Below are 25,815 nucleotides of genomic sequence, written 5' to 3' on the forward strand. Positions count from 1 at the left end.
CCACCGACGAGTCTTATTCGTCTTTTGTGTGAAACTCCACCGTATGATCATCAACACCTAGCACACTAGCTTGCACAATATGCTCATCATCAGTCAAGGTGATCAATCCAATACCACTGCCGTTATAAAGTGTATTGTCGACAGCATCATTTGGTTTTCTTACCCGTATTTTCATTCGTCTGCGCTTAGTAAACCAATTAAGCGGTGAATACGGTGCATACAAATAACGATTTAATGTATCCAACCAATTCAGCAACTTAGCAGGAAATTGATTTTTAATACCGCTACAGGTAATTTGCACTATTTTTGACTTGCTGCGTTGAAAGCGATGCGTCACATCGTAAACAAAAGAGTAATGCACATCACCCGAGAGAATAATAAACTCAGGCGGTGTTTTTACATGACGAAAAATATTCAGCATGACATTAGCCGTACCGGCGTGTGCCATCCAGTTTTCGGCATCCACCATTAATGGTTGACCGAAGAAGGTGAATATTCGTTGGATCGTTTCTATCATTTTCACCCCATAAATGGGTGCAGGTGACACTAAAATAACTTTTGGTTCGTTAATCAGCTCTTGCTGTAACTCTGACAACGCTTCCCAGTCCATTAAACCAGATGGCTTAGATGAACGACTTTCTGAACGCCAACGTTGTGTTCGAGTGTCAAGCACCACCACTTTTGGTGATGTTGCTAAACTGTAGTGCCACTGTTGCCAATCAAACAGTTTTTCAATTAAATCTACGTGCTGTTGAATGCCTTCGTCGGTAAAAAAATTATCGCATTGCTCATTTAACTCAGTGAACTTCTTTGGCGCATTGCCCCAGCCTTGACACAACCAATAACTGATTAAACTATTGCCAATGATACGTTTTGAAAATGGATGTCCATATGCTGCTTCTTCCCAACCGCGAGTTAAGTTCCAGTCGTCGGTGATGTCATGATCATCAAAAATCATATAACTTGGAATATGTGCTAATGCTCGTCTTACTTTCGATAAGCCTTCCACAAAACCTTCAATAATCATTTGTTCTTGTTGATATTGCTGTTGATATTCAACCGGTATTTTCGCCAGTGAAAAATCAATCAATTGCCACAATTGAGGAGACCAAACCAACAGATACATGGCGATATTTTCAGAAAAAGTGACTAAATGATTTTTCGAGTTAACTGAAGTAAAAATAGGCTTTTTACTGGCTGCAAAAAATTTTTCATAAACCGCTTTATTGGCTTTAGTGTAGGGTAATAATTGGTCGCGTTGATAATAACAAAGTTCGCTGTTAAATAATCCTTCACTCTCATTGACAACCGCTCCTTCCCAGCTTTCGTGATACAAGCCCAGTAGCTCAATTACTTGGTGAATTGCCACTAATGTTGGGCCAGCCACATCATCCGCATAAATTTGATCACCCGACATCATTAACATGGCAGGACGTTCATCATCACCATTTAAACTGCTAGCAATGACATCATCAACTCGTTGTAAACCATCAGCACTATCAAAATGTGGTTTTCGACAAGAACCATGCAGCATAGTGTTGATATCGTGCGTAATAAAAAAGCTTGGGTACTTTTCATCTTGATATAAAAACTCAGTCAGTTGCTCACTAATCGATTGAGTCACGCCGTCATCAATAAATTCAAAGTTATAATGAAGCTTGCTTTTATAAGGAAGTGCTTGGTCAAAATCAATAGAAATTAGGTGTATAAATGCGTGCTTACCAATGGTGATCACTTGTTGCTCTTGTGGCGTTAGTGCACGGTCAAACAGTGAATCATTATCATGAAATAATTTAAAACTTAACGGAAAAGGCTTACTGGTAGCGAGCCAAAAAGTAAGTTGCTTCGCTTCAACATGCCTAACAATAGGCCCTGACAGTAATGCTGGTAAGGTAGACAAATTATTGATAATAAATTTCACTTATGATTAACACGTTGTCGCTAGTGTATATCAAGGGAATTTACATTATCAATAGGTTTTATAATTGGGAAACGTCAAGCTGTTTATGTGAAATAGGGGAGTAAAATGCTCCCCCAATCAGCTAAACATTATTGCTAAACTAATAACCAAAGCACTTGCTATAATAGTATAAATCACTTTTTGGTTATCTTGCTGCTGCTGTTGCTGCATTTGTTTTAGCAAAGCCACTTGCTCTAATTGACTTTCTTTACCATTTTTTAAATAGTCATAAACGAGATCAGGCAACTCAGGTAATTTTTCATTCCAGAAAGGGATATTTTCTCTGATTTTATTGAAAACCGCTTTCACGCCCATTTGTTCTTTGACCCAATTTTCGAGAAATGGCTTTGCGGTTTGCCATAAATCTAATTGCGGGTAAAGTTGCCGTCCAAGACCTTCGATATACAACAAGGTTTTTTGCAATAGCACTAACTGCGGCTGCACTTCCATATTAAAACGTCTTGCGGTATTGAATAAATTAACCAATACCTGACCAAATGAAATTTCAGCCAAAGGCTTATTAAAAATAGGTTCGCAAACCGTACGAATAGCAAATTCAAATTCATCGACACTTGTCCCAGCTGGCACCCAACCTGAGTCCACGTGCAATTGAGCAACCTTGCGATAATCTCGATTAAAAAAGGCGACAAAATTTTCAGCTAAATAGCGTTTATCATCACGATTTAACGTACCAACAATACCGCAATCGATGGCAATCCAAGTAGGATCGGCAGGTTTGGTAGCATCAACAAATACATTACCAGGATGCATATCTGCATGAAAAAAACTATCACGAAATACTTGGGTGAAAAACACTTCGACACCGCGCTCTGCTAATAATTTCATATCAACATTTAGCTGGTGGAGCTGTTCAATATCGGCGACACCAATACCATAGATACGTTCCATAACAAGGACATTTTTGCTACTGAACTCACTATAAATATCAGGCACATAAAGCACATGATCATTTTCTCGACCTTGACTGAAGTTACGCTTTAATTGAATGGCATTAGCGGCTTCTCGATTTAGATCGAGTTCATCTAAAATCGTCTTTTTATATTCAGCAACCACTTCTTTAGGTCGTAATCGTTTGCCGTCGGGTAACCATCTTGAAAAAATACCGGCAAACATCGCCATTACTTTAATATCAGCATGAATCACTTTGTCAATCTTAGGACGCAATACTTTAATCACGACTTTCTTTGCTTGATCAGTTTGTTTTAATGTCGCGGTATGAACTTGTGCAATGGATGCAGATGCTAAAGGGGTTAAGTCAAAGTCTTCAAAAGATTGTAAAAACTCCTCTTTTCCTATGGCATCAATAATTAATTGTTGCGCAATTTCGCCATCAAATGCTGTCACTTGATCTTGAAGTAATGCTAATTCATTTGAAAAATCGTCAGGTAATAAATCGCGTCGTGTTGATAACATTTGACCAAATTTAATAAACACTGGGCCAAGTGATTCAATTGCTAATCTAAAGCGTAGAGCTAAGGCTTTATCTTTGTGTTTATTTCTGATCCAAAAGACACTAAATCGGGCACATTTGATGTACCAAGGAATAGACTTTTTCGGTAATAATTCATCTAAACCAAAGTTTAAAAACGTTTTAACGATGCGATATAAACGAAAACTACTCACAACAATTCCTAATTAGACAATACATTAATCATTTTCCTGTTTGGAAATGCTGAATACCTTTGCAGCTAACTTTGCTAACCTTTGCTCTATATTAGCAACTTCACTAGTAATTTCATTTACTTGTTGGTTAAATGCAGTCAATTGACTTTCGGTAACAACTAAACGCTTTTCATGTACAAGCCATTCACTTGCATCAGCTTGTATTTGCTGGCTAGCAAACTTTAATTTATCCGTTAACCATAATGAAAATTGTGACAGCTTATAAGTAGGGATATCACCAATATGGTGAGCAAGTTCAGATTGCCAATCTATGGTTAAGTGTTCAAAAACACTCGCAAACTGTTGTGCTACTTTAATATCACCTAAGATATCGAGTTTACCTTGTTTAATTAATTCAGTGAGTTGCTGTTCTTTTTGTAATTCAACCAAACTTGCAATACTCGTTTTTAGCTGACAATCACTTCGCTCTGTTAACCTTGTTACTAATATCGTTTGCTGGTGAATCGAGAAACTGATCGGAAAAGCAAGTTCAGTTAATTCAAGTGTTAAGGTTTTTTGCTCTAACGGAGTTAATACTTGTAAGCCATGGATATTTAGAGACAAAGCTTTATTGAGTATTTTTTCTATTACTGAACAAAGGGCTTGTTGATGCATAATTTGGCTCATATTTTTGACTCAGTTTTATTAACTGGTAAAAGCTAAAACTTATAGCCTTTATGTAAAGCAACCACACCGTCGGTTAAATTTTTATAAGAGGTTTGCTCAAAACCTGCATCATTCATCATGCCTTTTAAGGTTTCTTGATCAGGATGCATACGAATAGACTCAGCTAAATATTGATAGCTGTCGCCATCTTTAGCGACTAAATCACCCATTTTTGGCAAAATATTAAAGGAATAAAAATCATAAATTTTATTAATAATTTCATGCTCTGGCTTAGAAAACTCTAACACAAGTAAACGACCGCCTGGCTTTAATACTCGGTACATTGAACGCAGTGCCATTTCTTTATCGGTAACATTTCGTAAACCAAAAGCAATGGTAATAATATCAAAAGTATTATCTTCAAACGGTAAATATTGTGCGTTCGCTTGTACATATTCTATATTTTGTACTAAGCCTTTATCACGCAATTTATCGCGGCCAACATTTAGCATTGAACTATTAATATCAGCTAAAATAACTTTACCTTCACGGCCAACCAATTTTGAAAATTTAGCCGTTAAATCACCCGTTCCACCGGCCAAATCTAAGACCTTATTACCAGGTCTTACGCCACTAGCGTCAATGGTAAATCGTTTCCATAAGCGGTGAATACCAAACGACATTAAATCGTTCATCACATCATATTGTTGCGCGACAGAATGAAAAACACTGGCCACTTTTGACTCTTTTTCGTTTTTCTCAACGGTTTGGTAGCCAAAATGTGTTGTGTTTTCAGAATCAATGGGATCTTGTTGGCTGACTGTGGGTTGTTCTGAAGATGACATAAGGTTTTCACTAAGCTAAAAAATTAGCAATAGTCTACCGTATTTTCCTGTAATATTTAACACTTCAGATCAAGTAAACTTGCGTGGCAAGTAAATTGGTAATGAACTTTTCAATATTGCTCACTTCTAATGTCTATCAATATCACCTTATCAGGAAATTTTATGTCCATTAAAACGCTACTTCTTGCCGCTATTGGGGGACATCTATTGAGCGGTTGTTCAGCAAAAGAATTATATAACGCTGGTAAAAAACAACAAGAAACACATTGTAATCAATATGTTGGCCATGAAAGAGCACAGTGTTTGCAAGACATTAATCATAAAAGTTATGAAGTTTATCAGCAAGAACGCCAGCAAGTCATCAAAGGTGAAGTTGACGAGCAATAAGATTGAAACTTTGTCTGGCATTCTTCACAAACAAGAAGATCTATTCACCAAAAATCTTTAATGAGTAAATAAGTCGAACACATTCCCTAAAGTACTTGTTTTCCCTCGATAAAACTCGGTATAAGTACAGTTTGCACATATTACGGCAGTGAACTTTCGATTTTGCATATCAAAAATTTTTGACCAGCCGCTGCCCGTGGTTGCAATAGTATCGGTCTCATATTCTTGGCAATCACATTTTGGGCATTTCCAACGATTAGACATAGTATCTCCTTAATAAGCGTGTACGATACTTAAGCATCGCCGTGAAATGCTTTGCTCAAATCATACTCGCGGTTAATCACTTAATTATCATACCAAATACCGTATTTATCTCCTTGACGTTTTAAAAAGTGATAAAGGTAGGCAATAAATAGCAGCATTAATCCTCCGGTAAGCGCTGCTTCATTAATTAAGCCAAGGCAGCAAAATAAGAAGCCAAAACAATGACCTATTACTTCAATTCTTTTGGCGGTCGCTCTACTTGGCCGTCTTTCTAAAAAATTAAAAATAAACCAACATTTTAATAATATAGGTAAGGTTTTCCAATTATCTGATTGTTTATTCACCGTAAATTTCTCCTGATTTAATGTCGATATATCAACATCTAAGGCAGCGGCAAGACACTTTAACGATTCTAAACTGGCATTTTTTCCACTCTCAATTCGTTGAATGGTGCGAACATTTAATCCCGACATCTGTGCTAATTGCTCTTGGGAAAGATGACGACTAATGCGTAGCTCTTTTAGAATCATAAAATTATCTCTTCGCTTAAAATGATCAAGATACGTTTTACTGTCTGTGTCTGTTACGACAGTTACCCGACACTATAGCGACATTCTAGTCACAGTGAAAAATTTTACTGATTTCATTTATGATGAAACAAAAACCCTATACGTTTTAACCGGCAATGTTATCGAAATGTCGAACTCAACTTTTCTATCTCTTGCGCTTTATCAGTGACATTTTGACCATTTTCATTCACTTGCTCGGCATTGTTGACATTTTCTTTTGAAATACTATCAATATGATGGACACTTTGATTAATTTCGTTAGCAACAGCGCTTTGTTCTTCAGAAGCAGTCGCTATTTGAGCGGTAACATCGGTAATACCGTCTAACATGGCTTTAATATTTACCATGCTTTCTTTCGATAATTTAGAATCATCAACACATTGTTCTGCATCATCACGACTTGCCAGCATAACTTGACTCCATTGCTGCAAGGTGTTTTGCAATTCAACCACAGAGCCCCTGATTTGCTCAGTTGCCGATTGCGTTCTACTCGCTAATGTTCTCACTTCATCGGCAACTACCGCAAACCCTCTTCCTTGTTCTCCAGCTCTCGCCGCCTCAATTGCCGCATTAAGGGCAAGTAAATTTGTTTGATCGGCAATCCCTTCAATCTCCGACATAATGGTTGAAATTTTATCCGCATCTTCAACTAGGCTATTTGCCGACGTTGCTGCTTTTTCGACTTCACCTGCTAAATGGATGATTTTACGTTGACTGGTTTCAATGGTTGTAATGGTTTTCGAACTTTCATCTTGAATAATAACGACTTTATCATGGGCGCCAGCAGTATTTTTACTGACTTCATCAATGGTTGTTGTCATTTCATTAATAGCAGTTGCCAATTGATTTAGCTGTGAATTCTCTTCAAATAACCCTTCTAGGGTTTTGCTTGAGGTATCTTTCAACTGTTCAGCTAAATCAAGTAAACTTTTCCCTGTGTCGTTGCCTCGACCTAAAATGGTGCGAACTTTCGCTTGCTGTAAAAGGTTGGGATAATTCAATAGACTAAAAATTCCTTTACCAGAGAAAATTAGCCGGGATGGACTATCATAGCTTGCTTTTGTCTCAGAAATTTTCGCCGGCAATAAAATGAATTCATCATTAAAAATCACGACAACTGCCAGTAAAGTCATGAATAAGATAAAGGCGGCCACCAAAGAAAAAGCATAAGCCAAATAACCACATGACATAACACAAATTAAGGTGGCTAAAGCTCTTTTAACGTTAATATTGGTTGAAAATTCAACGGTATTTTTATCTTGATTCAACGCATCGTATAATGTTTGCGCGACATCTTTATCTTTTTTACTGGGTAAAGTGCGAACCGATTGGTAACCAACAATTTTGTCATTTTCGTACAAAGGGGTTACATAAGCATCAACCCAATAATAATCACCATTTTTACAGCGGTTTTTCACCATGCCTCGCCATGAATCACCCCGTTTTAATTTCTGCCATAAATCAGCAAATGCCGCTTTAGGCATATTTGGGTGGCGAACAATATTATGATGTTGCCCGATAAGCTTTTTGCACTGTAACCTGCTACTCGACAAAAGTCCTCATTAGCATATTGTATTACCCCTTGAAGATCTGTGATGGAAACAAGCTGCTCGGTTGATGGAAACGTCACTTCATTATTAGTCATGTTCATCTTTAAGTATTAATCCTTACCAGTCTAGCTAAACTAGATTGTCCTTTTTAACAACGACAAAAATTTTTCGGTCTTTTAATATTGGATCAACTCAATAAATATAGCCAATAAAATTTGTATATATTTTTCTCTGAGATATTGATAATTAATAAGTTATCTTCTGTTTGCTATAAAAAAGGGGAAGCAAAAATGCTTCCCCAAAGTAACCTCAAGATTTAGAGGTTAACTAACGCAAGGTTGATCATGAACATTGAGTTATAAAACATATTTCACGGATAACTGTGCATAATTTGAGTCAGCTTCAAGATCCTCTGCGTCAAAGTTACCCACTTCAACCCCATAAGAAAGTTTTGGAGTGATGGCTTTAAAAACATTAACGCCCCAATGTGTACGATCTCTGTCTGACTCTTCGGTTTGTGTATTACCATAGAAGAAATTCGAACGAAGATCTTCCGTCCAAAAATGACGATAAGACACTAAAATTGATGTTGTTTCTTCAACTTCTTCACCCACTAAGTCCGTGGCAGCTGCTGCACCAACATAACGTCCAGTATTGCCACCATGAAGTTGAAAACGAAAATCATCTTTGCCAAAAGTATTTATTCTGCCCGCGATACCATAACCTAACGCTGACTCAGACTCTCCCAATGCAGTTTCAAGTTGTTTAGCAACTGCGGCTACGGAAACATTACCCCAGTCTCCTTTAAAGGTATATTTACCAATCACATCTGGCATGGAATCTTTTGAACCATATCCCCCAGAGCCCACATAGCCACCATATGATTCAGGATTTTCAATAGACACTTGGAAGCCACCATTGGTATAACGCACTAAGTCTTGGCGAATAAAAGCCGATGCCACTAATGGGCCGCCAAAATCTGCCGCTTCAGCAATGGCACTTGTATTGACAAATGTTGACCAGGTTTGACCTACCGTCCAATTTTTATACTTGATAAACGCATGTCTTAAACGAGGGTGGCGTGAGTTAGTCAGCTTTTCATTACCGCCACCACCAAATAAATCAAATTCAATAAAACCGGTAATATCTCCACTGACGTACTTAGTATTAAAGCGGGTAGAATCAGCATGAAATCGCGTGTTAGAAATTTCATCTTTAACCACATGACCGATCCAAAAGTCATCATTGGTTAATGTTGATGCGGCATTACCATCGATATAGCGAATATCCCCTTGAATATAACCGCCAAAAGTAATGGTATCTGTATCATTGACTTGAATGGAATAACCGGCATTAGCAGAACATGCTAAAAACAATAAACTAGTCGCCAATAGGCTTTTTTTTCCGTTTAACATTTCACTTTCCCCATAGTTTTTTGTCAGCCTTAGAAAGAAAACAAAACAATCCTCTGGCCATATTTATTGAGTGCTTATAATTTTTATTGTTAATACGGTAGAGAGTTAGATGAAGTTTAGGAATTAGACCTAAGTCTACATTTACGGTTATTTTAGGTAGACTTTAGTCTTATACAAATTAGCATTTCATCTTAAAATCATGGTGGACTATCGTATGATGAGCCAACAAACTCTCAGGATTATGCTAGGCTCTACCAGCCAATTTATGTGCGATTAAACTATAATAAAAAGGTTGTTTTCATGAAAAAACTACTCTCTATCACTGCCTTAACATTGTTCACTACAGGGTTAGTCCAAGCAAAACAGTTAACGAAAGAGGATTACCAGCAAGCTGAAAAACAACTTTCTGCGACCACAAAAAAATTAGTAACAGGGACGGTTGAATACCCACATTGGTCGAGTGAGAATGCGCTTTATTACCGCAGCCATACCTCTGAGGGCAATAGATTTTATCGCATTGATGCAAAGAGCAAAAAAAAATCATTCGCTTTTGACCACCAAAAATTAGCTGAAGCGCTTGCCCGTATTACAGAAAGTGACATCAATCAACATAATTTACCTTTTACTACCATTCATTCTTCTGAACAAAACGTCATAACGTTATCAATAAAAAAGCAGAGTTATCGTTGTGATATAACACAATATTTATGTCAAATAGATAAATTGGCCAAAACATCAAATGAACTGTTAGCGCCAAATGGTAAACACGCAGTTTATATTCAAGATCATAATTTATGGTTGCGCGATATAGCCACCAATAAAACAACTCAACTGACCACTGATGGCATTGAAAATTTTGGCTATTCAACAAATAACGCGGGCTGGGTAAGGCGCTCAACGCCTGTAGTGAAATGGTCTCCCGACTCTAAAAAACTTACTACCTTTAAACATGACAGTAGAAATGTCGGTGAAATGGCCATAGTATCAAGCGCAGTTGGCCATCCAAAAATAGATGTTTGGAAATACCCTTTACCTGGTGATGAGCACATTTTTAAGATTCATCGCGTGGTGATTGATGTTGAAAATGCCAAATTAACGCCGCTTGATATGGCACCTGATGATCATCGCTCTACCATTACTGATCATGTTGCTGGGCGAGACGGCAGTTTATTAGATATCGATTGGGCTGAAGACAGTAATAGTTTTGCTTTTGTTTCTTCTTCTCGTGATCATAAACAGGCGACATTACGTATCGCCAACGCGAATACAGGCAAAGTAAAAACAATCTTTACCGAAACAGAAGACAGTTTCTTTGAGTCTGGCGTACAAGGGATTAGCTGGAAATATCTCGAAAAAAGTAATGAAGTTATCTGGTTTTCACAACGCTCTGATTGGGGACATTTATATTTAATTGATCTTGAGTCAGGCAACATAAAAAAACAAATCACTCGCGGAGACTGGACGGTAATTTCTCTGTTACATGTTAACCAAGATACTGGTAAGTTAATTTTCACCGGCGCAGGTAAAGAAGGTGGCGACCCATATTTTCATTACCTTTATAGTGTAAACAAAGATGGTTCTAACTTGCAGTTATTAACGCCTAAAAAGCAACATCACAGAATTACATTAGCCGACAATGGACAATATTTTCTCGATCGTGTTTCAACGTACAACCAAGCAGAGCAGAGTTATATACGCAGCACTGAAAATGGTCAAAGTTTTGCGATTGAAACTATGGATATTGCCAAACTATTACAAACCGGCTGGCAAGCGCCCACCCCCTTTATAGTTAAAGACCGAAATGGTCTGCATGATCTACACGGTTTAATGTATAAACCATCAAACTTCGACGCAAATAAATCTTATCCTGTCGTCAATTATTTATATCCTGGGCCTCAGGTAGGCAGTATCCGCGGCCGTCATTTCAGAGAAGCGAGAGGAGACAACCAAGCCATTGCCGAATTAGGTTTTATTGTGATAGAAATTGATGCCTTAGGAACACCGGGACGATCGAAAAGTTTCCATGAATTTTATTACGGTAATATGGGCGACAGTGGCATTCCTGATCAAGTTGCCGCGATAAAACAATTAGCACAACAGTACACCTGGATAGACGATTCAAATGTCGGTATTTGGGGGCATTCTGGCGGAGGTTTTGCCTCTACCCGAGCCTTATTACTTTACCCTGATTTTTATCGTGTAGCGGTGTCACAAGCAGGTAATCACGACAATCGAAATTATGCCGATGAATGGGGTGAAAAATTTCATGGTTTAGTCACTGAAAACGAAAGGGGTGAAAGTAATTATGACAGCCAAGCGAATCAATTAATCGCGAAGAATTTGAAAGGTAAATTGCTTATTGCCCATGGCACAACCGACACCAATGTCCACCCCAATAATACTTTAGAAGTTGTCAATGCGTTAATTGAAGCAAATAAAGATTTCGACATGATTATGCTACCTAATCGCGGCCATGGTTTTGCTCGTGAACCCTTTATGATGCGTAAACGTTGGGATTATTTTGTTGAGCACTTAATGGGAGCTCAGCCACCAAAAGAATTTACTTTTGAAACCTTAAAGTAAAACCGCATATTTTATTATTAAAGGGCTACCAAGCCCTTTAATTTTCTCTTTCTCTTTCTCTTTCTCTTTCTCTTTCTCTTTCTCTTTCTCTTTCTCTTTCCACATTAGTGTATTAACCACCTTACTTGCAGTTAGGTTAATTTTATTCGTTAACAAATTTCTTAAAATTAAGCGATTTGATCTAATTGCGAATTTGGACATAAGTAAAAATATATTAACCTTTTAATACAACAACTTAAAAATAAGTGTAAAGATATGTTGCAAACCGCCCTGTTTATTTTTTGTTAAATTTTTGTTTAAAATTTGTTAAATAAATGATTTTAATTATGGTTATAAGACTCGTAATAGATGAGTACACAATAATAATTAACTAAAAATAAGAGATATTTATGAAAATTAAACACTTCAATTATCTGTTAGTTGCGATGTCGGTTTCACTTTCTCCGACAATGATGGCGGCTAATTCAGACGGTATTCAAGCAAAAACCAATAACGGACAAGCGATGTTTTCCTCAGGAAAGCTAGGGACAATTGACGCAACATTTAACATGAAAGAAATGCATAATGTCTTGTCAAATTATGCTAAAACGCCATTAGCGAGTAATAATTCATTTATTATCAAAAGAAAATGGCAAGATGAATTAGGTCAAAACCATACTCAATTAACACAAAAAATTAATGGTATTGAAGTCTTTGGTACCAATGTCACCATTCATGCTAAGTCAAATAGAATACTTAAAGGCTTACAGCAAAATACCGGTAAAAGCGAAATTTATGCAATTTCTGGCGTTATCGCGCATGCTGAACCATTAAAGACTAAAAAGAATGCTGTGCTTAGTGCGACAAGCGCCACCGAACGTGTCATTGAACTTGCTCAAGAAATGGGAGAAGTAACAACTACGCCAGTGCAAGCTTATGTATATTTACCCTTAAGCGAAGAAACCAAACTTGCTTGGCAAGTAGAAGTCACGTGGGATAATGGCGGTGAAGATTTTGGCCGTGATATTTTATATTTTGATGCAAATTCATTCACGTTATTAACACGCCATGCCCAAGTGCATTCGGCAAAAAATTGGCGCTCGTATACCTTACAAAATCAAAGTCAATCTGCTGCACCAGGTCAACTTTTATGTACCAACAACCAAAACTGTGGTGACGCGTCGGCACAACGTGCCCATGACGGTGCCTCTAAAGTGTATGATTATTATAAAAGCCGTTTCAATCGAAATGGTATCAATAACAATGACATGACTATGATTTCTAGTGTGCATTTAGGTAATAACGTTGCCAATGCTTATTGGACTGGCAGTCAAATGATGTACGGCGATGGTGATGGACAAGTACTCGATGACTTAACGTTAAGTTTCGACGTCATTGGTCATGAGTTAACGCATGGCGTAACACAATATACTGCGAATCTTATTTATAACAATGCCTCAGGCGCATTAAATGAAGCGTGGTCAGATATTTTAGGTGTGGCTGCAAAAGCATATCGTGACAACACCACACAAGCTGATTGGTTATTAGCTGAAGAAAGCTATACTCCTGGCGTCAGTGGCGATGCTATGCGTTATATGAAAAACCCTACTCAAGATAACTACTCTAAAGATTGGTGGCCAGAACGTATTCCTTATGTCAGTAATCCAAGTAACAGCAACGATCAAGGGGGGGTTCACGGTAACTCGGGAATTGCTAATTTAGCTTTCGCTTTGTTAACAGATGGCGGGCAACACCCACGTAATAAATCAAACGCAACTGTCAATGGAATTGGCTTATTAAAAGCTGAACAAATATTTTATCGCGCTTTAACCACGTATATGAATCAAAGTACTAACTTTGCGGGCGCAAGAAGTGCAACGGCGCAAGCTGCGGCTGACCTATATGGTACAGGAGAAAAAACAGCGGTCGAAACGGCTTGGTGCGCCGTCGGTGTAGGTGCATGTCCTTCAACTGGTAATACAACCGAAGTATTACAAAATGGTGTAGCAAAAACGGGGATTTCTGGTGCTGCAAAAGCTGAAATGTTTTACACCCTTGATGTACCTGCTGGCGCAACTAACTTAACATTTACCACATCAGGTGGCTCAGGAGACGCAGATCTTTATGTCAAATTTGGCAGTGCTCCTACATTGTCTTCGTCTGATTGCAGTAGTACCACAGCGACCAGTAATGAAAGTTGTAATATCTCCAATGTTCAAGCTGGTACTTATTACGTGATGGTTCAAGCATGGAATCAAATCAGTGGTGTTAGCTTAACCGGAAGTTACCAAGCGAGTACGGGTGGACTTGATCCAATTTATGAAAGCGTGAGTGGCGTGTCTGTCGGGCAATCTGCGTGGAAACGATATACATACACGTTGCCTGCGGGCTATGCAGATATGGATATTTCGATATCTGGAGGCACAGGTGATGCAGACTTATATATCAACTTTGGCTCACAGTCGACTACAAATAACTGGGATTGTCGCCCATGGAAAAACGGAAATAATGAAACTTGTTCGTTTAATAATCCATCGGCAGGCACTTGGTACATAGATATTTATGGATATAGCAGTGCTTCTGGCATCACTTTGTCGTTATCGGCAAATCCATAACACCTTCGAATAACTTCCTATGGTTCACTAGTTAACTAGTGAACCATTTTCTTGTCGTTCAGTAAAATTAAAAAATTCGATTAAACTTTGTCTTTTGGCGCCCCTTCATCACATTTTTTACACACTAATTGCTGACCTAACATGGCATTTCGGCCCTGCTCTGTAACGACCCAAGGGCGATTTATAAAAGGCGGTTGATGTCTGACATGTTGAAAGTGATCACAGGCTAATTCCGCCACCCAATCAGCTTGTTCATCTAAATGATATCCGACAATAGTTTGCTTCATAATATGCAATTACTTCATGATAATTTCAGTGACCACCTGTGTTTTCACTGAGTTAGCAATAAAGCATTGCTCATGCGATTGATGATGCATTTTGGTTAGTTGTGCTTTCGTTGGCTGTTTATCACCCGAGAATTGCACTAACGGTTTTAGCGTGACTTTGGTCATCGAAATTTTCCCTGCTGAATCTTTCTCCATCTGCCCAACAGCATTATCTAGATATGATTCGACAACAAACTTATTTTTTGCAGCGATAGATAGAAAAAAGAGCATATGGCAGCTTGATAACGAAGCAATAAAAGCTTCTTCCGGGTCAACATGTTCTGCGACCGAATAAGGTATTGGCACAATGTGGGGCGAAGAAGAAGCTTTTACCTTAGCACCGCCATCAAATGCCCATTCGTGACCTCGACTATATTGATTGTCTATATATTGTTCGTCTGGCTGCTTTGTCCACGAAATGTTGGCAAAATATTCTGACATTACTTATCCTCGTTTAATAAACACTTATTTTTTATTGCAGGAAAATGCTTGTAAGTTTTGTTACATTCCCTTTTCAATCATAGTTTTAATTGTTTTAGCTTTCACAAAATGATCTAATTGATGAGTTTGGATCCACCAAGTAGCGACTTCCATTAATAGATCCGGTCGGTCATTTTTATTGGCAAAGAAAGCATAAAATGACAACCCAACATTCGGGCCTTTTTTCGCTATTTTTTCTTCGCAAACGTCGATAATTTTAGTTCTTAGTTCATTTCTCATTTTAATTACTTTGCATTTTAGTCAATCGCTAACAATGACTTCCTTCAGGCACAATAACGGGTAAATCCATACAAGCATAATCTACCCCATTTTGACTTAACAGACAGGTTAGCTGACCACGATGATGCGTTTGATGGTTAAACAAATGCTGTACAATATCCGCAACCTTCTTGGTTAACAGAACGCCTTCGGTAGTTGTATATGAAATCACTTGTTCACACGCGTGTTCTGTCAAATTTTGACAAAAACAAATGATCAATTGATCAAGGGCTTGGCGACAAGTATTGAGCTGAGTTAATTCTTGATAATAAATATCTTGAGGAGATATGGGGACAGGAAAGCGGGTAAAATCTGCCAAGCTAAGTTGACCAATATTATGTTGCGCTAAACGTGTTAATAACACTAAATCACCAAACAGCAGATGATGCCAATAACTCATAATATTGGTAAAAAAAGAATGGCTGTCTTGTTCAAGGATCTCAACAGATAATGGCAAACAGCAATGCATTAATTGCCGATTTATTCGCTGATTATAAAGCGACATCATCTTAAAATTATTCGCTAAGCTCAAGAATTTATCTCTTTAGGCAAATGATAAAACAACGAAATTTTTCGACCATTTTCATTGAAAAAGTGCTGTTACCTTACTCTTTTGTAATCAGCCAAAGTGCGTGTAAAATCCCTGGAATATAAAAGAAAATACACAAAATAATATTGATTAATAGGTCTTTTCCAACACCGCTTTTTAAAAACACAGCCACTGGCGGTAACAATAAAGCAATAATGATATGGAGTAATTTATTCATAATGATTTCCTTAAAAGTAAGTTCATTCGTGTTATTTATTCTAACTTACAACAAATAGCCATGGATGAACAATGTAAACGTCTTCAAATTTTCAACTTTATATGCACGTAAAGTGAAGCTATCAACGGGAGCAAAGTAGTTGGTAGAAGATAATAAATAAGCTCATCTTCAGTAAAGAAATGTAAAAACCACAACAAGGTAATAATGGCTAATATCACTGACATTATCATTAAGCTGATGCCAATAATTCTACCCGCTTTTTCTGGATCTGAAATTTTATCCTCCTGCCAACCAGCAATTAAACCTCGGCGTCCCTGAAAGGCAATAAGGTATCCCAATACCAAACAAGGTAAAACAGCAGAAAATAAAACAAGTAATCCGCTCAAAGTAAATTCATCCATAAACGCTCCTAGTTAACCAAATATTAGGTTTTTTTAAAGTTGTTATCCCTTAACGTTAAGTCAATTTTTTAAGATAGCCTTTTATTAAATAACACGAAAAACAAACAGGCAAAGCAACCATGGTGAATATTTCAAAGATAACTTCAGAAAGGTTTTCATTAGGCGCCATCAAGGTCATCAATATCACACCTATAGTAAACAAGAGCGATAACACAATAGTACCGCCCCAAATGACCTTACGCATAAAAACTTGTTCTCGTTTTGCTAAACTTTTTATACCAATACCCATCATTCTTCCATATTTACTACTGCAAAATTATAAGAAATAATAACGTAAACCCCGTCAGCTTGCACAAGTATATTTAAGCCAACTTATTGTATTTTAGACCTTTACTGTGTAATTACATACTTACAATAAAAACTCCTTTAACCGTGTTTTATTTGAATAATTGCAGGTTTGTGCGAGCAATAACTCCGCAGTGGCTATCGCGTCATTTAAGGCATTATGCGCAAAATATTGTGGGAGGTGATGTCGCTTTCTTAAGGCGCCTAATCTCAGCTCAGATGGATCATAGGCAACATCTTTTTTATCTAACCTACGTTTGGCGATAGCCAAGGTATCGATGATCGGAAAAGATGGCGCCAGACCATACAATTCAAGACACGCCTGCTGAAGAAACTCGCGTTCTATTCGTGCATAGTGAACTAGCATCACTTTCCCTGCTAACGCCTTTAACAAGGCTTCCACAACCACTTCTAAAGGTTGTCCTTGTTGCTGTTGCTGATCCGTAATTTGATGGATCACAACATTATCCGCTTTGAGTTTTTGCTTAGTATTTATGATTTGATGATAACAAGTATTGAGTTTGATTTGTTGTTGCGACATATCAACAAAACCAACACTCAGTAACTTATCTTGTACAGCATCTAAGCCAGTTGTTTCAAAGTCTACTGCTAAAATATTTACCGCTTGAAAAGCACTGTTTACATCAGGAAAAGGTACCGAAAGAAAATCTTTCAACGGCCCCTCTGGAGCAAGTAAAAGGTTTCGTTTACGTTCAATTTCATAACCGATGAGCCATTTGAATAGCAAGTGATGTCTTAACATAGTAACTCTGTATTAATAAGCCGACTGACGACTGTCTTGCAAGGTTTTAATCACTTTAAAAGCGTCTTTTAAATGCTCACGTTCAAGCTTTGAAATGTGTTTTGGTACGAGATAATTGTCTGGTTGCTCATTCAGTTGCAGTTTTTTTGCTTGATGCTCCATACGTAACAAACCTAAAAATTCATAAGCATCAATTAAATTCGCTGCTGACGCTTTGGTTAACGATGGCGAACCTGCTACTTGCTTTAATCGTTCTATAGTATTGGTTGCGGAGATCCCTTCACTTAAGGCATAAATTCTGGCCAGATCCACAATAGGTGCAATCCCATTATGTTTTAAATCGAGTACGTTTTTATTTTCGCCATTGTTGATCAACACAAAATCGCGAAAAAATCCCAGAGGGGGTCGATTCATTAAAGCATTTTTAGCAAGGTGTGCTAAAAATAACGTATTTCCTTTGGTCTTCTTTAGTAAGCGTTCACGCACTTGTTCAAGCAAAGAAATTTCACCATGAACTGTGGTTAAATCAAAAAAAACACTACTGTTTAGTAAGGCTTTTGGGCTAGGAGTCTCAACCCATTGATTAAAGTATTTATGCCATTTTTTTTGCGGTTGTCGCCATTTTGGGTTTGTCGCCATAATGTCACCTGGACAATAAATAAAACCACATTGCGCGAGCCCATCACAAACAAATGTCGCTAACTTTGCAAACCATTGGTCATCTTCTGGTTTCATGTTATCAGCAATTATTAAGGCGTTATCTTGATCTGAGTGGGCAAATTGTTCTTGTCTTGCTTGTGATCCTGCTGCTAACCATGCATACGGTACGGGTGCTTGGCCAAGTTGTTGCTCAGCCAATTCAATTAACCGAATTGTAAAAGCCATGGTAATTGCACTGATACTCTTTCCAACATGATCTGCCGTAGTGCCTAATTTAGCCATACGAATTTGTAACTTTGGCAACAATAAGCTGGTTTCCACAAGTTCATCAATATTTTTAGCTTTACGAATGATATGGGTTAAATTGACCGCATTTTGACTCTCGTTATTCATTAAATCTGTGATAGTCACCATGGCATGAAGTTGATTCTTTTTCATCACAGGCAAATGATGAATGCGCTTTGCCGTCATCAACATTAAAGCGTCATAAGCACTAGCGTCATGATTTATCGTCAACATATTCTTCGTCATAATGCTACTGACCGCTTGAGTAAAATCAAGGCCTTTGGCTATACAACGTTGTCGTAAATCTTTGTCTGTGACAATACCAATAGGCTGCAGCTCTCGCTTGTCACCTTGAAGAATATCTTTGACGATAACTAGGCAAGAAAATTTACGTTCAGTCATTTTAATCGCAGCTTCTTGAATAGAACAATGTTGATCTATGGTCTCAACTGGACTGTGATAAAACTGACTTATACTCGTATTTAATAAAGACGAAGCGATAATTGCGTCTTCATTGATTTGACTCATTTTCTTATTTAATCGCTGCTCTGCACTGTGAACAAAAAAGTTAAGTACCGCTGGATAATCAGCAACTAAAAGCTCAAGCTCTTGATAATCAATACTATATAAAAGTGTGTCTTCCTCTGTATGCACTGTTATTTCTGACGAAACGGGGGGTTGGCAAAACACAGTGCATAAGTCTCCCTCACCGTATTTCCCTAATAATTCATCCAAATGATCACGATAATTTAGCGCACCTTTTCGTATGATAAACAATGGATGAACGGCACAATGCGAAGGAGGTAAAGGTTCGCCTTGATGCAAATAACAAATACTTATCGTATTGACGACTTTACTCAACAATGCGGGAGGCAGTTGTTCAAACGGAGGAATCGTTTGCACAAAAGCAGAAATTTCAGCTAACTCAGTGTCCATAATTATCTTTTCAGTCATGGCTATTCTATGTTTGTAGTGCATTTATTCGCGAAAGGCTAACTTTATTTGTGCGATCTAGACTAAAGTGTAATACCTCGGCTTGAAAAACCTTGTTAGTGTTTAAATTAGCTAAGATTCATTATGGATTTTTGCCTTTGCTACATCACTGACATGGTATGGTAAATCTGCAATCAATAATTAATTTTGCTAAATAAAATAACAGGTTAATAAGTGCGTAAAAAAATTATAAAACGCGTATTAGTGAGCTAACAAGCTCAATGCTAGGAGAATAAAATGGAAGACAAACAGTCATATTGGTCAGAGAATCTGCGCCTAATATTTATCTGTCTTGCTATCTGGTTCGTGGTTTCATTTGGTTTCGGTTTGCTGTTAGTAGAGCCATTAAATGAAATTCGATTAGGTGGGTACAAACTAGGTTTCTGGTTTGCACAACAAGGCTCTATTTACACCTTCGTTGGTTTAATTTTCTGGTACGGTAAGAAAATGAACGACTTAGATAAAAAGTATAACGTGGAGGATGCGTAATGGATGAGTTAAGACTCTATACGTGGATCGCGGTTGGCGGTACCTTCTCACTTTATTTCTTTATAGCTTGGTGGGCCCGTGCAGGTTCAACCAGTGAATTTTACGCGGCCGGTGGTGGTATTACCCCATTACAAAATGGTATGGCAATTGGTGCCGACTGGATGAGTGCCGCATCATTTATTTCAATGGCCGGTTTAATTGCTTTTTTAGGGTATGGTGGCTCAGTATTTTTAATGGGCTGGACTGGCGGCTATGTGTTACTCGCCCTATGTTTAGCGCCTTATATGCGAAAACATGGCAAGTTTACCGTCCCAGAATTTATCGGTGATCGCTTTTATTCTAAAACCGCGCGTATTGTTGCAGTGGTTTGTTTAATCATTGCTTCACTCACCTATATCATAGGTCAAATGAAAGGTGTCGGTGTCGCATTTTCACGCTTCTTAGAAGTTGAATATGACATGGGACTCTACATTGGTATGGCGGTTGTGTTTGTTTATGCAACTTTAGGTGGTATGAAAGGTATTACTTATACGCAAATTGCACAATATTGCGTGCTTATTACTGCTTATACGATACCCGCCGTATTTATCTCATTACATTTAACAGGAAACCCCATTCCACAATTAGGTTTAGGTTCAACACTTGCCGATGGAAGTGGTGTCTACTTACTGGATAAACTTGATACTGTTGTCTCTGAATTAGGCTTTAAGGAATATACAACGTCAACATTAGGGGATGTTGAAATGTTTGCTTATACCTTATCTTTAATGATCGGTACGGCCGGTTTACCTCATGTAATCATGCGATTTTTCACGGTACCTTCGGTTAAAGCCGCGCGTCAATCTGCTGGCTATGCGTTAGTTTTCATTGCTTTGCTTTATACAGTGGCTCCTGCCGTCGGTGCAATGGCTCGATTCAATTTGATGAATACCATCGAACCTGTTGCTGGCCAAAATATGGAATATGCAGAACGTCCACAATGGTTTAAAGAATGGGAAAAAACGGGTTTATTAGCCTTTGAAGATAAAAACGGTGACGGTAAAGTGCAATATAATGCTGATCCAACTACCAATGAAATGGTCAAAGTTGATCGTGACATTATGGTACTTGCAAACCCTGCTATTGCAAATTTACCAAACTGGGTGATTGCCCTAGTTGCCGCCGGTGGTTTAGCAGCCGCATTATCAACCGCAGCGGGTTTGTTATTAGCAATATCTTCGGCGATTTCACATGATTTAATGAAAGGTGTCTTAATTCCTGACATGAGTGAGAAAAATGAATTGCTCGCCAGTCGTATCGTAATGACATTATCAGTTTGTGTCGCTGGCTATCTAGGTTTAAATCCACCTGGCTTTGCCGCAGGAACGGTAGCATTAGCCTTTGGTTTAGCAGCATCTTCAATTTTCCCAGCGTTAATGATGGGGATCTTCTCTAAGAAAATGAGTAGTAAAGCCGCTATTGCTGGTATGTGTTCTGGGCTTGGGGTAACAATGTTATACGTATTCCAACATAAAGGTATAATGTTTATCCCAAGTACAGCATTTTTAGGTGATATGGAACCGAACTGGTTTATGGGTATTTCTCCAAATGCCTTTGGTTCAGTAGGCGCTTTTGTAAACTTCGCTGTTGCGTTTATCGTACTTAAGTTTACCGGCCCCGCTCCTAGCCATATACAAGACTTAGTGACTAACTTCCGTACTCCTCACGGCCAAATTGCAGCGGCCCATGATCATTAAATAAAATGCCAATGCCGTTAACTAACGAATAAATTTAGGCTCCTGTTCTTATGAATTGGAGCCTTTATTGTCAGAATAATTAAAAGATATTGTTTTGACTACTTTGTTTTTCATTGAGCAAAATAGGCAAAACAATATTACATTTATCCATAATAAGCACGATAGGGAATTACATGAATCGTCACACTAAAATCGCTATATTTGTCGCTCCAATATTAATTTTACTCGGCTATGTTTTATCTGACATGTACATGGAGCATGAAGCGAGTAAAACGAAAATTGTTGAATTAGTGCCTTTTGGGCATTGTGATGTAAAAAATCAAAAGTGCATTTTAAAATCCGGAGAATTTGAAATTAATGTGATGGACGATCAGGGGATAACTACAGTTAATTCAACGTACCCACTTGATACCGCTACCTTATTTACGGTCGATAAAAATAATCAAGCCACGCCCTACCAATTAGGTATGAAAGATAGCCCTTATTATTGGAAAAGGGAAACCCTATTAGGGACTTTGATCACAAAGAAAGGTGACAGTGCAAAACTTAGAATCATTATCGAAATTAAAGGTGGGAAATACTTCGCAGAATTTTATACGCAAACAACTAAATAACGCTGTGAGCATAAGTCGTTATTATCAGTGAATAACGACTTACACACATAACGTTAGGCTTCAGGCAAGCCTATATGCACATCGCCACCTTTGTAATCAATAGTAATTAAAAAATGTTTCAGCACATCGTAGCCAATCACGCCTTCCACTTTTCTACCTTTTATTCTCGTGCCTATTTGTTCAAATTGGCTTTCTAAGTATGAATTTGATCCTTTACCGGGAATTGTCACCGCCACATCTTCCATTTCAAAAGGGCCAAACTTTAAGCTAGGAATGGTAAAATGATCTGTGTTCACAACCTCATTAACGCCACTCGTCACACCTTCTTGTACTTGAGCTTGTTCCAACCAACCCATTTTTATCGCGACATTACGATCAACAACCATACCGCCAGTATTACCGGTATCGAGTAATAACCACAGGTGCCTGTCATTTGGAAAACCTATTTTAACAATAGGCATACCAGTGCCTTTTTGACTTTGTGCAACGATATTTTTAAATTTTTGTACATCAATAGAATCTCTGTCTATCATGCGCATTTTTTTATTCGGGTAATCAAATTGGGTGACAAATTTGCTAAAAAAACCTGCACCAAGTAATAAGCCATTACTATGGTGTCCTAAAGTTAATTCGGTAACTTTATCAAGCTCAGTTTCTAGGCCAAAATATTGAATGGGAATATTTCTGCGAGTTGGACGTTTTTCAATTCCAAAAGCCCCTTTAACGCGAATAAAACTTCCTTCATCAAACGTTAAGTCATGCTTACTAATAAACGCTTTATTTATAGCATTGAGTTGCGAACCGGTATCTAATATCGCAAAAGTGTCGATATTAGCTATTTTTATCGGAATTTTGACATGGCCGTTGTCTAAATTAAAATCAATCCATTGGGTAACACCCGCAGAACAAGTAAAAATTGGCAGCAGTAAAACGAGGGCGAATATAATTCTCATAGTTATTCCTTTAAATAGATAATCCTTTGAAATTTCAGATGAACTTTAAACTTTTTTAACTTTTTTGTCCAATATAACTGGCCCGACACCTTCTGCCGCGAGTTCATCGTCTTTATTATATAAAGGACAATGATTTAAAGATAAGCAGCCACAACCAATACAGCCACCAAGAGAGTCTCTTAAGTTCTCTAAATAGGTGATCCTAGCGGTTAAATCATCTCGCCAGCTGCTCGCCAGTTTTTCCCAATCACGTGTATCAGGGGTTCGATTATTCGGTAAAGTCGCTAATGCTTTTTTGATCTCTTGTAAACTTATTCCCATTTTTTGCGCCGCTTTGATCACCGATACACGCCTTAATACGTCAGTTTTATAGCGCCGTTGATTACCTTGATTTCGCCAACTTTTAATTAACCCTTTCTCCTCATAGAAATGCAACGCAGACACCTTTACTCCGCATCGTTTTGCTACTTTCCCTACGGTTAGTTTTGCGTCTTCTAATTTATTTTTCATCTATCAATGCCCATAAAAATTATTTTCAAAAAAAGCTTTACCTCAACTTAACTTGAGGTTTTAAAGTATCATCACTTTCTCCAAAAAAGGCAATTTAAAATGAATAAAAACAAGGTTACTACTAGCAAAAACACTACATTAAGACATTTTTTAGCGAATTCTTTGCACTATTTTAATCAAACAATGCAAAACAAATAATCCCCACAAAACGATAATAAGGAACACATATGATCTATCTAGAACATTTAAACTTAGTGGTAAAAGATATTCCTGCTGCACTCACTTTTTATCAAGCAGCTTTCCCACATTGGTTTATTCGTAGCCAAGGGCAAAGTGACTGGTATGGTAAACCTCGGGATTGGTTACATTTTGGCGATGATTATCAATATATTACTTTCAATAATAATGGCGAGAATAACAATCGCGATTTAACTGGTCATCAAGTTGGGCTTGCGCATTTTGCTTTTGTCACCAACAATATTGAGCAGGTTATTAACCGATTAGCCAAAGCTGGTTTTGCTATTCATAAACCTGGGGCTGAAGAGCCTTATCGAAAGAACGTTTATTTTGTTGATCCCGATGGTTTTGAAATCGAATTTATTCAGTATCTCAGTGATCTGCCAGCAGAGCGGAATCTTGACTAAAAAACTATGAAGTTATTGGTCGAGTTTCAAACAATATATCCTTGTTAAATAAATATATATTTACAAATATTACTGATTTTTGTTTATCTTCAAACATTTATCTATTTTATTACGCTATACTGTCAAAAGTTTTACACAAATTTTACTCGTAACTTTAGGATTTATGTTCAACAATCAAGACAATACAGTAAATGGACTTGCTACCGAGGCATTAAATACTGACTTCTATGACGTCATGTTTGGCAGTATTAATACCACAGGGACCATGAGCGCGCTCGAACAAAATACCTTAAATCGAATCGTTAATGTATTAAATAATCCACAGCAATTAAAACAGCATATTCCTGCTTTACCTGCCATGCTGATTAAATTGCTCGATGCGTTAAAAGATCCCCATGCTGATTTTGATACCTTTGTTGATATTATTGAAGTGGACCCTTCTTTTGCTGCAGAGGTTTTAAAAGTCGCAAATACTGCAAAGTATAATCGAACCGATAAAGCCATTATCTATTTAAGCAAAGCCACTTCATTATTAGGCATATCTGGCTTAATGAACATAGCCAGTACACTACTACTGGCAGAAGTTATTCCATGTAATCCCTTATATTATCAGCTTTATGGGCGGCTAATTTGGGTACATTCAGTTCAATGTGCAACCTTATGTGAAATGATAGCAAAAGCCGAAAAACATAATACGGCCGATGCATATTTTATTGGTCTTATTCATGATCTTGGGCGCATCATTATTTTCAATTGTATCTCTGAAAATATGGAAAAAACTTTTGCCTCGTTAACGCCGTGCACAAGAGAATATAAAACCTTGATGTCAGAAATGTCGATGGATATGACTTATTTTATCGCCAAACAATGGCAACTCCCTTCCATCTATATCGAAGCGCTAAAACAACAACGTGAAAACAATCGTAATGCGTTGAGCGACATTCTTTTTAAAGCTAACCGCTTAAGTGAACACTATTTATTATTTCATAAAAAAGCAGTGAAAGAAGATGGATATCAAGCGGTACAGCAAGAGCTTGGCATCAGTGATAAGATTTTTGAAGCGTTTAACGAAGTTGCGCCTACTATTTCTGAAAGTATTACCTGATCATTTTAT

General features: G+C 37.7%; 27 protein-coding genes and 1 pseudogene. 8 read left to right on the plus strand and 20 right to left on the minus strand.

Annotation, left to right across the window (positions count from 1 at the left end; genetic code table 11):
* Positions 1 to 13 precede the first annotated feature (13 nt).
* From RM573_RS11255 to ubiE, 4 genes are all read right to left on the minus strand, one after another.
* Complete coding sequence (locus RM573_RS11255) at positions 14 to 1,921, minus strand: metallophosphoesterase family protein (protein ID WP_311581712.1); 1,908 nt, start codon at positions 1,919 to 1,921, stop codon at positions 14 to 16.
* Between the two features lie 117 nt (positions 1,922 to 2,038).
* Entirely contained in the window at positions 2,039 to 3,604 is a 1,566-nt protein-coding gene (ubiB, locus tag RM573_RS11260; protein WP_311581714.1) for a ubiquinone biosynthesis regulatory protein kinase UbiB, read from the minus strand.
* Between the two features lie 24 nt (positions 3,605 to 3,628).
* On the minus strand, positions 3,629 to 4,270 hold the full coding sequence (locus RM573_RS11265; protein WP_311581716.1) for a ubiquinone biosynthesis accessory factor UbiJ: 642 nt from the start codon (positions 4,268 to 4,270) through the stop codon (positions 3,629 to 3,631).
* A 32-nt stretch (positions 4,271 to 4,302) separates the two neighbouring features.
* Positions 4,303 to 5,094: a bifunctional demethylmenaquinone methyltransferase/2-methoxy-6-polyprenyl-1,4-benzoquinol methylase UbiE gene (gene ubiE / locus RM573_RS11270; RefSeq protein WP_311581718.1), complete on the minus strand. Its 792-nt coding sequence runs from the start codon at positions 5,092 to 5,094 to the stop codon at positions 4,303 to 4,305.
* A gap of 162 nt (positions 5,095 to 5,256) precedes the next feature.
* Here ubiE and RM573_RS11275 point away from each other — a divergent pair, with 162 nt between their 5' ends.
* Positions 5,257 to 5,481, plus strand: a complete 225-nt coding sequence (locus RM573_RS11275; protein WP_311581720.1) for a hypothetical protein — start codon at positions 5,257 to 5,259, stop codon at positions 5,479 to 5,481.
* Between the two features lie 57 nt (positions 5,482 to 5,538).
* On the opposite strand, the gene RM573_RS11280 is transcribed toward RM573_RS11275, so the two are convergent.
* The 5 genes and pseudogenes from RM573_RS11280 to RM573_RS11295 form a co-directional block, all read right to left on the minus strand.
* Complete coding sequence (locus tag RM573_RS11280) at positions 5,539 to 5,745, minus strand: zinc ribbon domain-containing protein (protein WP_311581722.1); 207 nt, start codon at positions 5,743 to 5,745, stop codon at positions 5,539 to 5,541.
* A gap of 80 nt (positions 5,746 to 5,825) precedes the next feature.
* Positions 5,826 to 6,275, minus strand: a complete 450-nt coding sequence (locus tag RM573_RS11285) for a helix-turn-helix domain-containing protein (protein ID WP_349254884.1) — start codon at positions 6,273 to 6,275, stop codon at positions 5,826 to 5,828.
* A 158-nt stretch (positions 6,276 to 6,433) separates the two neighbouring features.
* The gene (locus RM573_RS11290; RefSeq protein ID WP_311581724.1) at positions 6,434 to 7,867 is read right to left on the minus strand and encodes a methyl-accepting chemotaxis protein; all 1,434 of its coding nucleotides are present in this window, start codon (positions 7,865 to 7,867) and stop codon (positions 6,434 to 6,436) included.
* A gap of 5 nt (positions 7,868 to 7,872) precedes the next feature.
* Positions 7,873 to 7,965 (minus strand): annotated as a pseudogene (locus tag RM573_RS17475) (hypothetical protein); the annotation flags it as partial.
* A 255-nt stretch (positions 7,966 to 8,220) separates the two neighbouring features.
* Positions 8,221 to 9,279, minus strand: a complete 1,059-nt coding sequence (locus RM573_RS11295; protein WP_311581726.1) for a DcaP family trimeric outer membrane transporter — start codon at positions 9,277 to 9,279, stop codon at positions 8,221 to 8,223.
* Positions 9,280 to 9,579: 300 nt separating this feature from the next.
* On the opposite strand from RM573_RS11295, the gene RM573_RS11300 reads away from it, so the two are divergent.
* Both RM573_RS11300 and RM573_RS11305 read left to right on the plus strand, forming a co-directional pair.
* On the plus strand, positions 9,580 to 11,862 hold the full coding sequence (locus RM573_RS11300; protein WP_311581728.1) for a S9 family peptidase: 2,283 nt from the start codon (positions 9,580 to 9,582) through the stop codon (positions 11,860 to 11,862).
* 389 nt (positions 11,863 to 12,251) lie between these two features.
* Positions 12,252 to 14,456, plus strand: coding sequence for a M4 family metallopeptidase (locus RM573_RS11305; protein ID WP_311581730.1), 2,205 nt, complete (start codon positions 12,252 to 12,254; stop codon positions 14,454 to 14,456).
* 80 nt (positions 14,457 to 14,536) lie between these two features.
* On the opposite strand, the gene RM573_RS11310 is transcribed toward RM573_RS11305, so the two are convergent.
* The 9 genes from RM573_RS11310 to RM573_RS11350 form a co-directional block, all read right to left on the minus strand.
* Positions 14,537 to 14,743, minus strand: a complete 207-nt coding sequence (locus tag RM573_RS11310) for a DUF3565 domain-containing protein (RefSeq protein WP_311581732.1) — start codon at positions 14,741 to 14,743, stop codon at positions 14,537 to 14,539.
* A 9-nt stretch (positions 14,744 to 14,752) separates the two neighbouring features.
* Positions 14,753 to 15,223, minus strand: coding sequence for an OsmC family protein (locus RM573_RS11315; protein ID WP_311581734.1), 471 nt, complete (start codon positions 15,221 to 15,223; stop codon positions 14,753 to 14,755).
* Positions 15,224 to 15,283: 60 nt separating this feature from the next.
* Positions 15,284 to 15,502: a DUF6500 family protein gene (locus RM573_RS11320; protein WP_311581736.1), complete on the minus strand. Its 219-nt coding sequence runs from the start codon at positions 15,500 to 15,502 to the stop codon at positions 15,284 to 15,286.
* 28 nt (positions 15,503 to 15,530) lie between these two features.
* Positions 15,531 to 16,073: a DinB family protein gene (locus tag RM573_RS11325; RefSeq protein WP_311581738.1), complete on the minus strand. Its 543-nt coding sequence runs from the start codon at positions 16,071 to 16,073 to the stop codon at positions 15,531 to 15,533.
* Positions 16,074 to 16,146: 73 nt separating this feature from the next.
* Positions 16,147 to 16,314, minus strand: coding sequence for a YqaE/Pmp3 family membrane protein (locus tag RM573_RS11330; RefSeq protein ID WP_311581876.1), 168 nt, complete (start codon positions 16,312 to 16,314; stop codon positions 16,147 to 16,149).
* A gap of 77 nt (positions 16,315 to 16,391) precedes the next feature.
* On the minus strand, positions 16,392 to 16,709 hold the full coding sequence (locus RM573_RS11335; RefSeq protein WP_311581740.1) for a DUF3784 domain-containing protein: 318 nt from the start codon (positions 16,707 to 16,709) through the stop codon (positions 16,392 to 16,394).
* Positions 16,710 to 16,764: 55 nt separating this feature from the next.
* Positions 16,765 to 16,998 carry a hypothetical protein gene (locus tag RM573_RS11340; RefSeq protein WP_311581742.1) on the minus strand — a complete coding sequence of 78 codons (234 nt, stop codon included), beginning with the start codon at positions 16,996 to 16,998 and terminating at the stop codon, positions 16,765 to 16,767.
* A 120-nt stretch (positions 16,999 to 17,118) separates the two neighbouring features.
* Complete coding sequence (locus RM573_RS11345; protein ID WP_311581744.1) at positions 17,119 to 17,817, minus strand: exonuclease domain-containing protein; 699 nt, start codon at positions 17,815 to 17,817, stop codon at positions 17,119 to 17,121.
* Between the two features lie 12 nt (positions 17,818 to 17,829).
* A complete protein-coding gene (locus RM573_RS11350) occupies positions 17,830 to 19,716 on the minus strand; it encodes a putative nucleotidyltransferase substrate binding domain-containing protein (protein WP_311581746.1) in 1,887 nt (628 codons plus the stop codon).
* A gap of 276 nt (positions 19,717 to 19,992) precedes the next feature.
* Here RM573_RS11350 and RM573_RS11355 point away from each other — a divergent pair, with 276 nt between their 5' ends.
* The 3 genes from RM573_RS11355 to RM573_RS11365 all read left to right on the plus strand — a co-directional run bounded on the left by RM573_RS11355 (position 19,993) and on the right by RM573_RS11365 (position 22,594).
* A complete protein-coding gene (locus RM573_RS11355; protein ID WP_311581748.1) occupies positions 19,993 to 20,244 on the plus strand; it encodes a DUF4212 domain-containing protein in 252 nt (83 codons plus the stop codon).
* Positions 20,244 to 21,980 carry a sodium:solute symporter family protein gene (locus RM573_RS11360; RefSeq protein ID WP_311581750.1) on the plus strand — a complete coding sequence of 579 codons (1,737 nt, stop codon included), beginning with the start codon at positions 20,244 to 20,246 and terminating at the stop codon, positions 21,978 to 21,980. Before RM573_RS11355 ends, RM573_RS11360 begins: the two co-directional genes overlap by 1 nt.
* 173 nt (positions 21,981 to 22,153) lie before the next feature.
* Positions 22,154 to 22,594 (plus strand): hypothetical protein, encoded by a 441-nt coding sequence (locus RM573_RS11365; protein WP_311581752.1) that lies wholly within the window; start codon positions 22,154 to 22,156, stop codon positions 22,592 to 22,594.
* 53 nt (positions 22,595 to 22,647) lie between these two features.
* Here RM573_RS11365 and RM573_RS11370 read toward each other — a convergent pair whose 3' ends face one another.
* Together RM573_RS11370 and soxR are read right to left on the minus strand one after the other, a co-directional pair.
* Positions 22,648 to 23,547 (minus strand): pepsin/retropepsin-like aspartic protease family protein, encoded by a 900-nt coding sequence (locus RM573_RS11370; protein ID WP_311581754.1) that lies wholly within the window; start codon positions 23,545 to 23,547, stop codon positions 22,648 to 22,650.
* A gap of 45 nt (positions 23,548 to 23,592) precedes the next feature.
* On the minus strand, positions 23,593 to 24,057 hold the full coding sequence (soxR, locus tag RM573_RS11375; RefSeq protein WP_311581756.1) for a redox-sensitive transcriptional activator SoxR: 465 nt from the start codon (positions 24,055 to 24,057) through the stop codon (positions 23,593 to 23,595).
* A gap of 227 nt (positions 24,058 to 24,284) precedes the next feature.
* Here soxR and RM573_RS11380 point away from each other — a divergent pair, with 227 nt between their 5' ends.
* Together RM573_RS11380 and RM573_RS11385 are read left to right on the plus strand one after the other, a co-directional pair.
* On the plus strand, positions 24,285 to 24,701 hold the full coding sequence (locus RM573_RS11380) for a VOC family protein (RefSeq protein WP_311581758.1): 417 nt from the start codon (positions 24,285 to 24,287) through the stop codon (positions 24,699 to 24,701).
* Between the two features lie 163 nt (positions 24,702 to 24,864).
* Positions 24,865 to 25,806: an HDOD domain-containing protein gene (locus tag RM573_RS11385; RefSeq protein ID WP_311581760.1), complete on the plus strand. Its 942-nt coding sequence runs from the start codon at positions 24,865 to 24,867 to the stop codon at positions 25,804 to 25,806.
* The last annotated feature ends 9 nt before the right edge of the window (positions 25,807 to 25,815 follow it).

The organism is Thalassotalea castellviae (assembly GCF_031846185.1).
Taxonomy (GTDB): domain Bacteria; phylum Pseudomonadota; class Gammaproteobacteria; order Enterobacterales; family Alteromonadaceae; genus Thalassotalea_H; species Thalassotalea_H castellviae.

Excerpts from the sequence above, each read along its gene's own strand:
- RM573_RS11265 (WP_311581716.1), bottom strand. The coding sequence starts at position 4,270 with ATGAGCCAAATTATGCATCAACAAGCCCTTTGTTCAGTAATAGAAAAA.
- ubiE (WP_311581718.1), bottom strand. The coding sequence starts at position 5,094 with ATGTCATCTTCAGAACAACCCACAGTCAGCCAACAAGATCCCATTGAT.
- RM573_RS11275 (WP_311581720.1), top strand. The coding sequence starts at position 5,257 with ATGTCCATTAAAACGCTACTTCTTGCCGCTATTGGGGGACATCTATTG.
- RM573_RS11280 (WP_311581722.1), bottom strand. The coding sequence starts at position 5,745 with ATGTCTAATCGTTGGAAATGCCCAAAATGTGATTGCCAAGAATATGAG.
- RM573_RS11285 (WP_349254884.1), bottom strand. The coding sequence starts at position 6,275 with ATGATTCTAAAAGAGCTACGCATTAGTCGTCATCTTTCCCAAGAGCAA.
- RM573_RS11295 (WP_311581726.1), bottom strand. The coding sequence starts at position 9,279 with ATGTTAAACGGAAAAAAAAGCCTATTGGCGACTAGTTTATTGTTTTTA.
- RM573_RS11300 (WP_311581728.1), top strand. The coding sequence starts at position 9,580 with ATGAAAAAACTACTCTCTATCACTGCCTTAACATTGTTCACTACAGGG.
- RM573_RS11305 (WP_311581730.1), top strand. The coding sequence starts at position 12,252 with ATGAAAATTAAACACTTCAATTATCTGTTAGTTGCGATGTCGGTTTCA.
- RM573_RS11310 (WP_311581732.1), bottom strand. The coding sequence starts at position 14,743 with ATGAAGCAAACTATTGTCGGATATCATTTAGATGAACAAGCTGATTGG.
- RM573_RS11315 (WP_311581734.1), bottom strand. The coding sequence starts at position 15,223 with ATGTCAGAATATTTTGCCAACATTTCGTGGACAAAGCAGCCAGACGAA.
- RM573_RS11320 (WP_311581736.1), bottom strand. The coding sequence starts at position 15,502 with ATGAGAAATGAACTAAGAACTAAAATTATCGACGTTTGCGAAGAAAAA.
- RM573_RS11335 (WP_311581740.1), bottom strand. The coding sequence starts at position 16,709 with ATGGATGAATTTACTTTGAGCGGATTACTTGTTTTATTTTCTGCTGTT.
- RM573_RS11340 (WP_311581742.1), bottom strand. The coding sequence starts at position 16,998 with ATGGGTATTGGTATAAAAAGTTTAGCAAAACGAGAACAAGTTTTTATG.
- RM573_RS11345 (WP_311581744.1), bottom strand. The coding sequence starts at position 17,817 with ATGTTAAGACATCACTTGCTATTCAAATGGCTCATCGGTTATGAAATT.
- RM573_RS11350 (WP_311581746.1), bottom strand. The coding sequence starts at position 19,716 with ATGACTGAAAAGATAATTATGGACACTGAGTTAGCTGAAATTTCTGCT.
- RM573_RS11355 (WP_311581748.1), top strand. The coding sequence starts at position 19,993 with ATGGAAGACAAACAGTCATATTGGTCAGAGAATCTGCGCCTAATATTT.
- RM573_RS11360 (WP_311581750.1), top strand. The coding sequence starts at position 20,244 with ATGGATGAGTTAAGACTCTATACGTGGATCGCGGTTGGCGGTACCTTC.
- RM573_RS11365 (WP_311581752.1), top strand. The coding sequence starts at position 22,154 with ATGAATCGTCACACTAAAATCGCTATATTTGTCGCTCCAATATTAATT.
- RM573_RS11370 (WP_311581754.1), bottom strand. The coding sequence starts at position 23,547 with ATGAGAATTATATTCGCCCTCGTTTTACTGCTGCCAATTTTTACTTGT.
- soxR (WP_311581756.1), bottom strand. The coding sequence starts at position 24,057 with ATGAAAAATAAATTAGAAGACGCAAAACTAACCGTAGGGAAAGTAGCA.
- RM573_RS11380 (WP_311581758.1), top strand. The coding sequence starts at position 24,285 with ATGATCTATCTAGAACATTTAAACTTAGTGGTAAAAGATATTCCTGCT.
- RM573_RS11385 (WP_311581760.1), top strand. The coding sequence starts at position 24,865 with ATGTTCAACAATCAAGACAATACAGTAAATGGACTTGCTACCGAGGCA.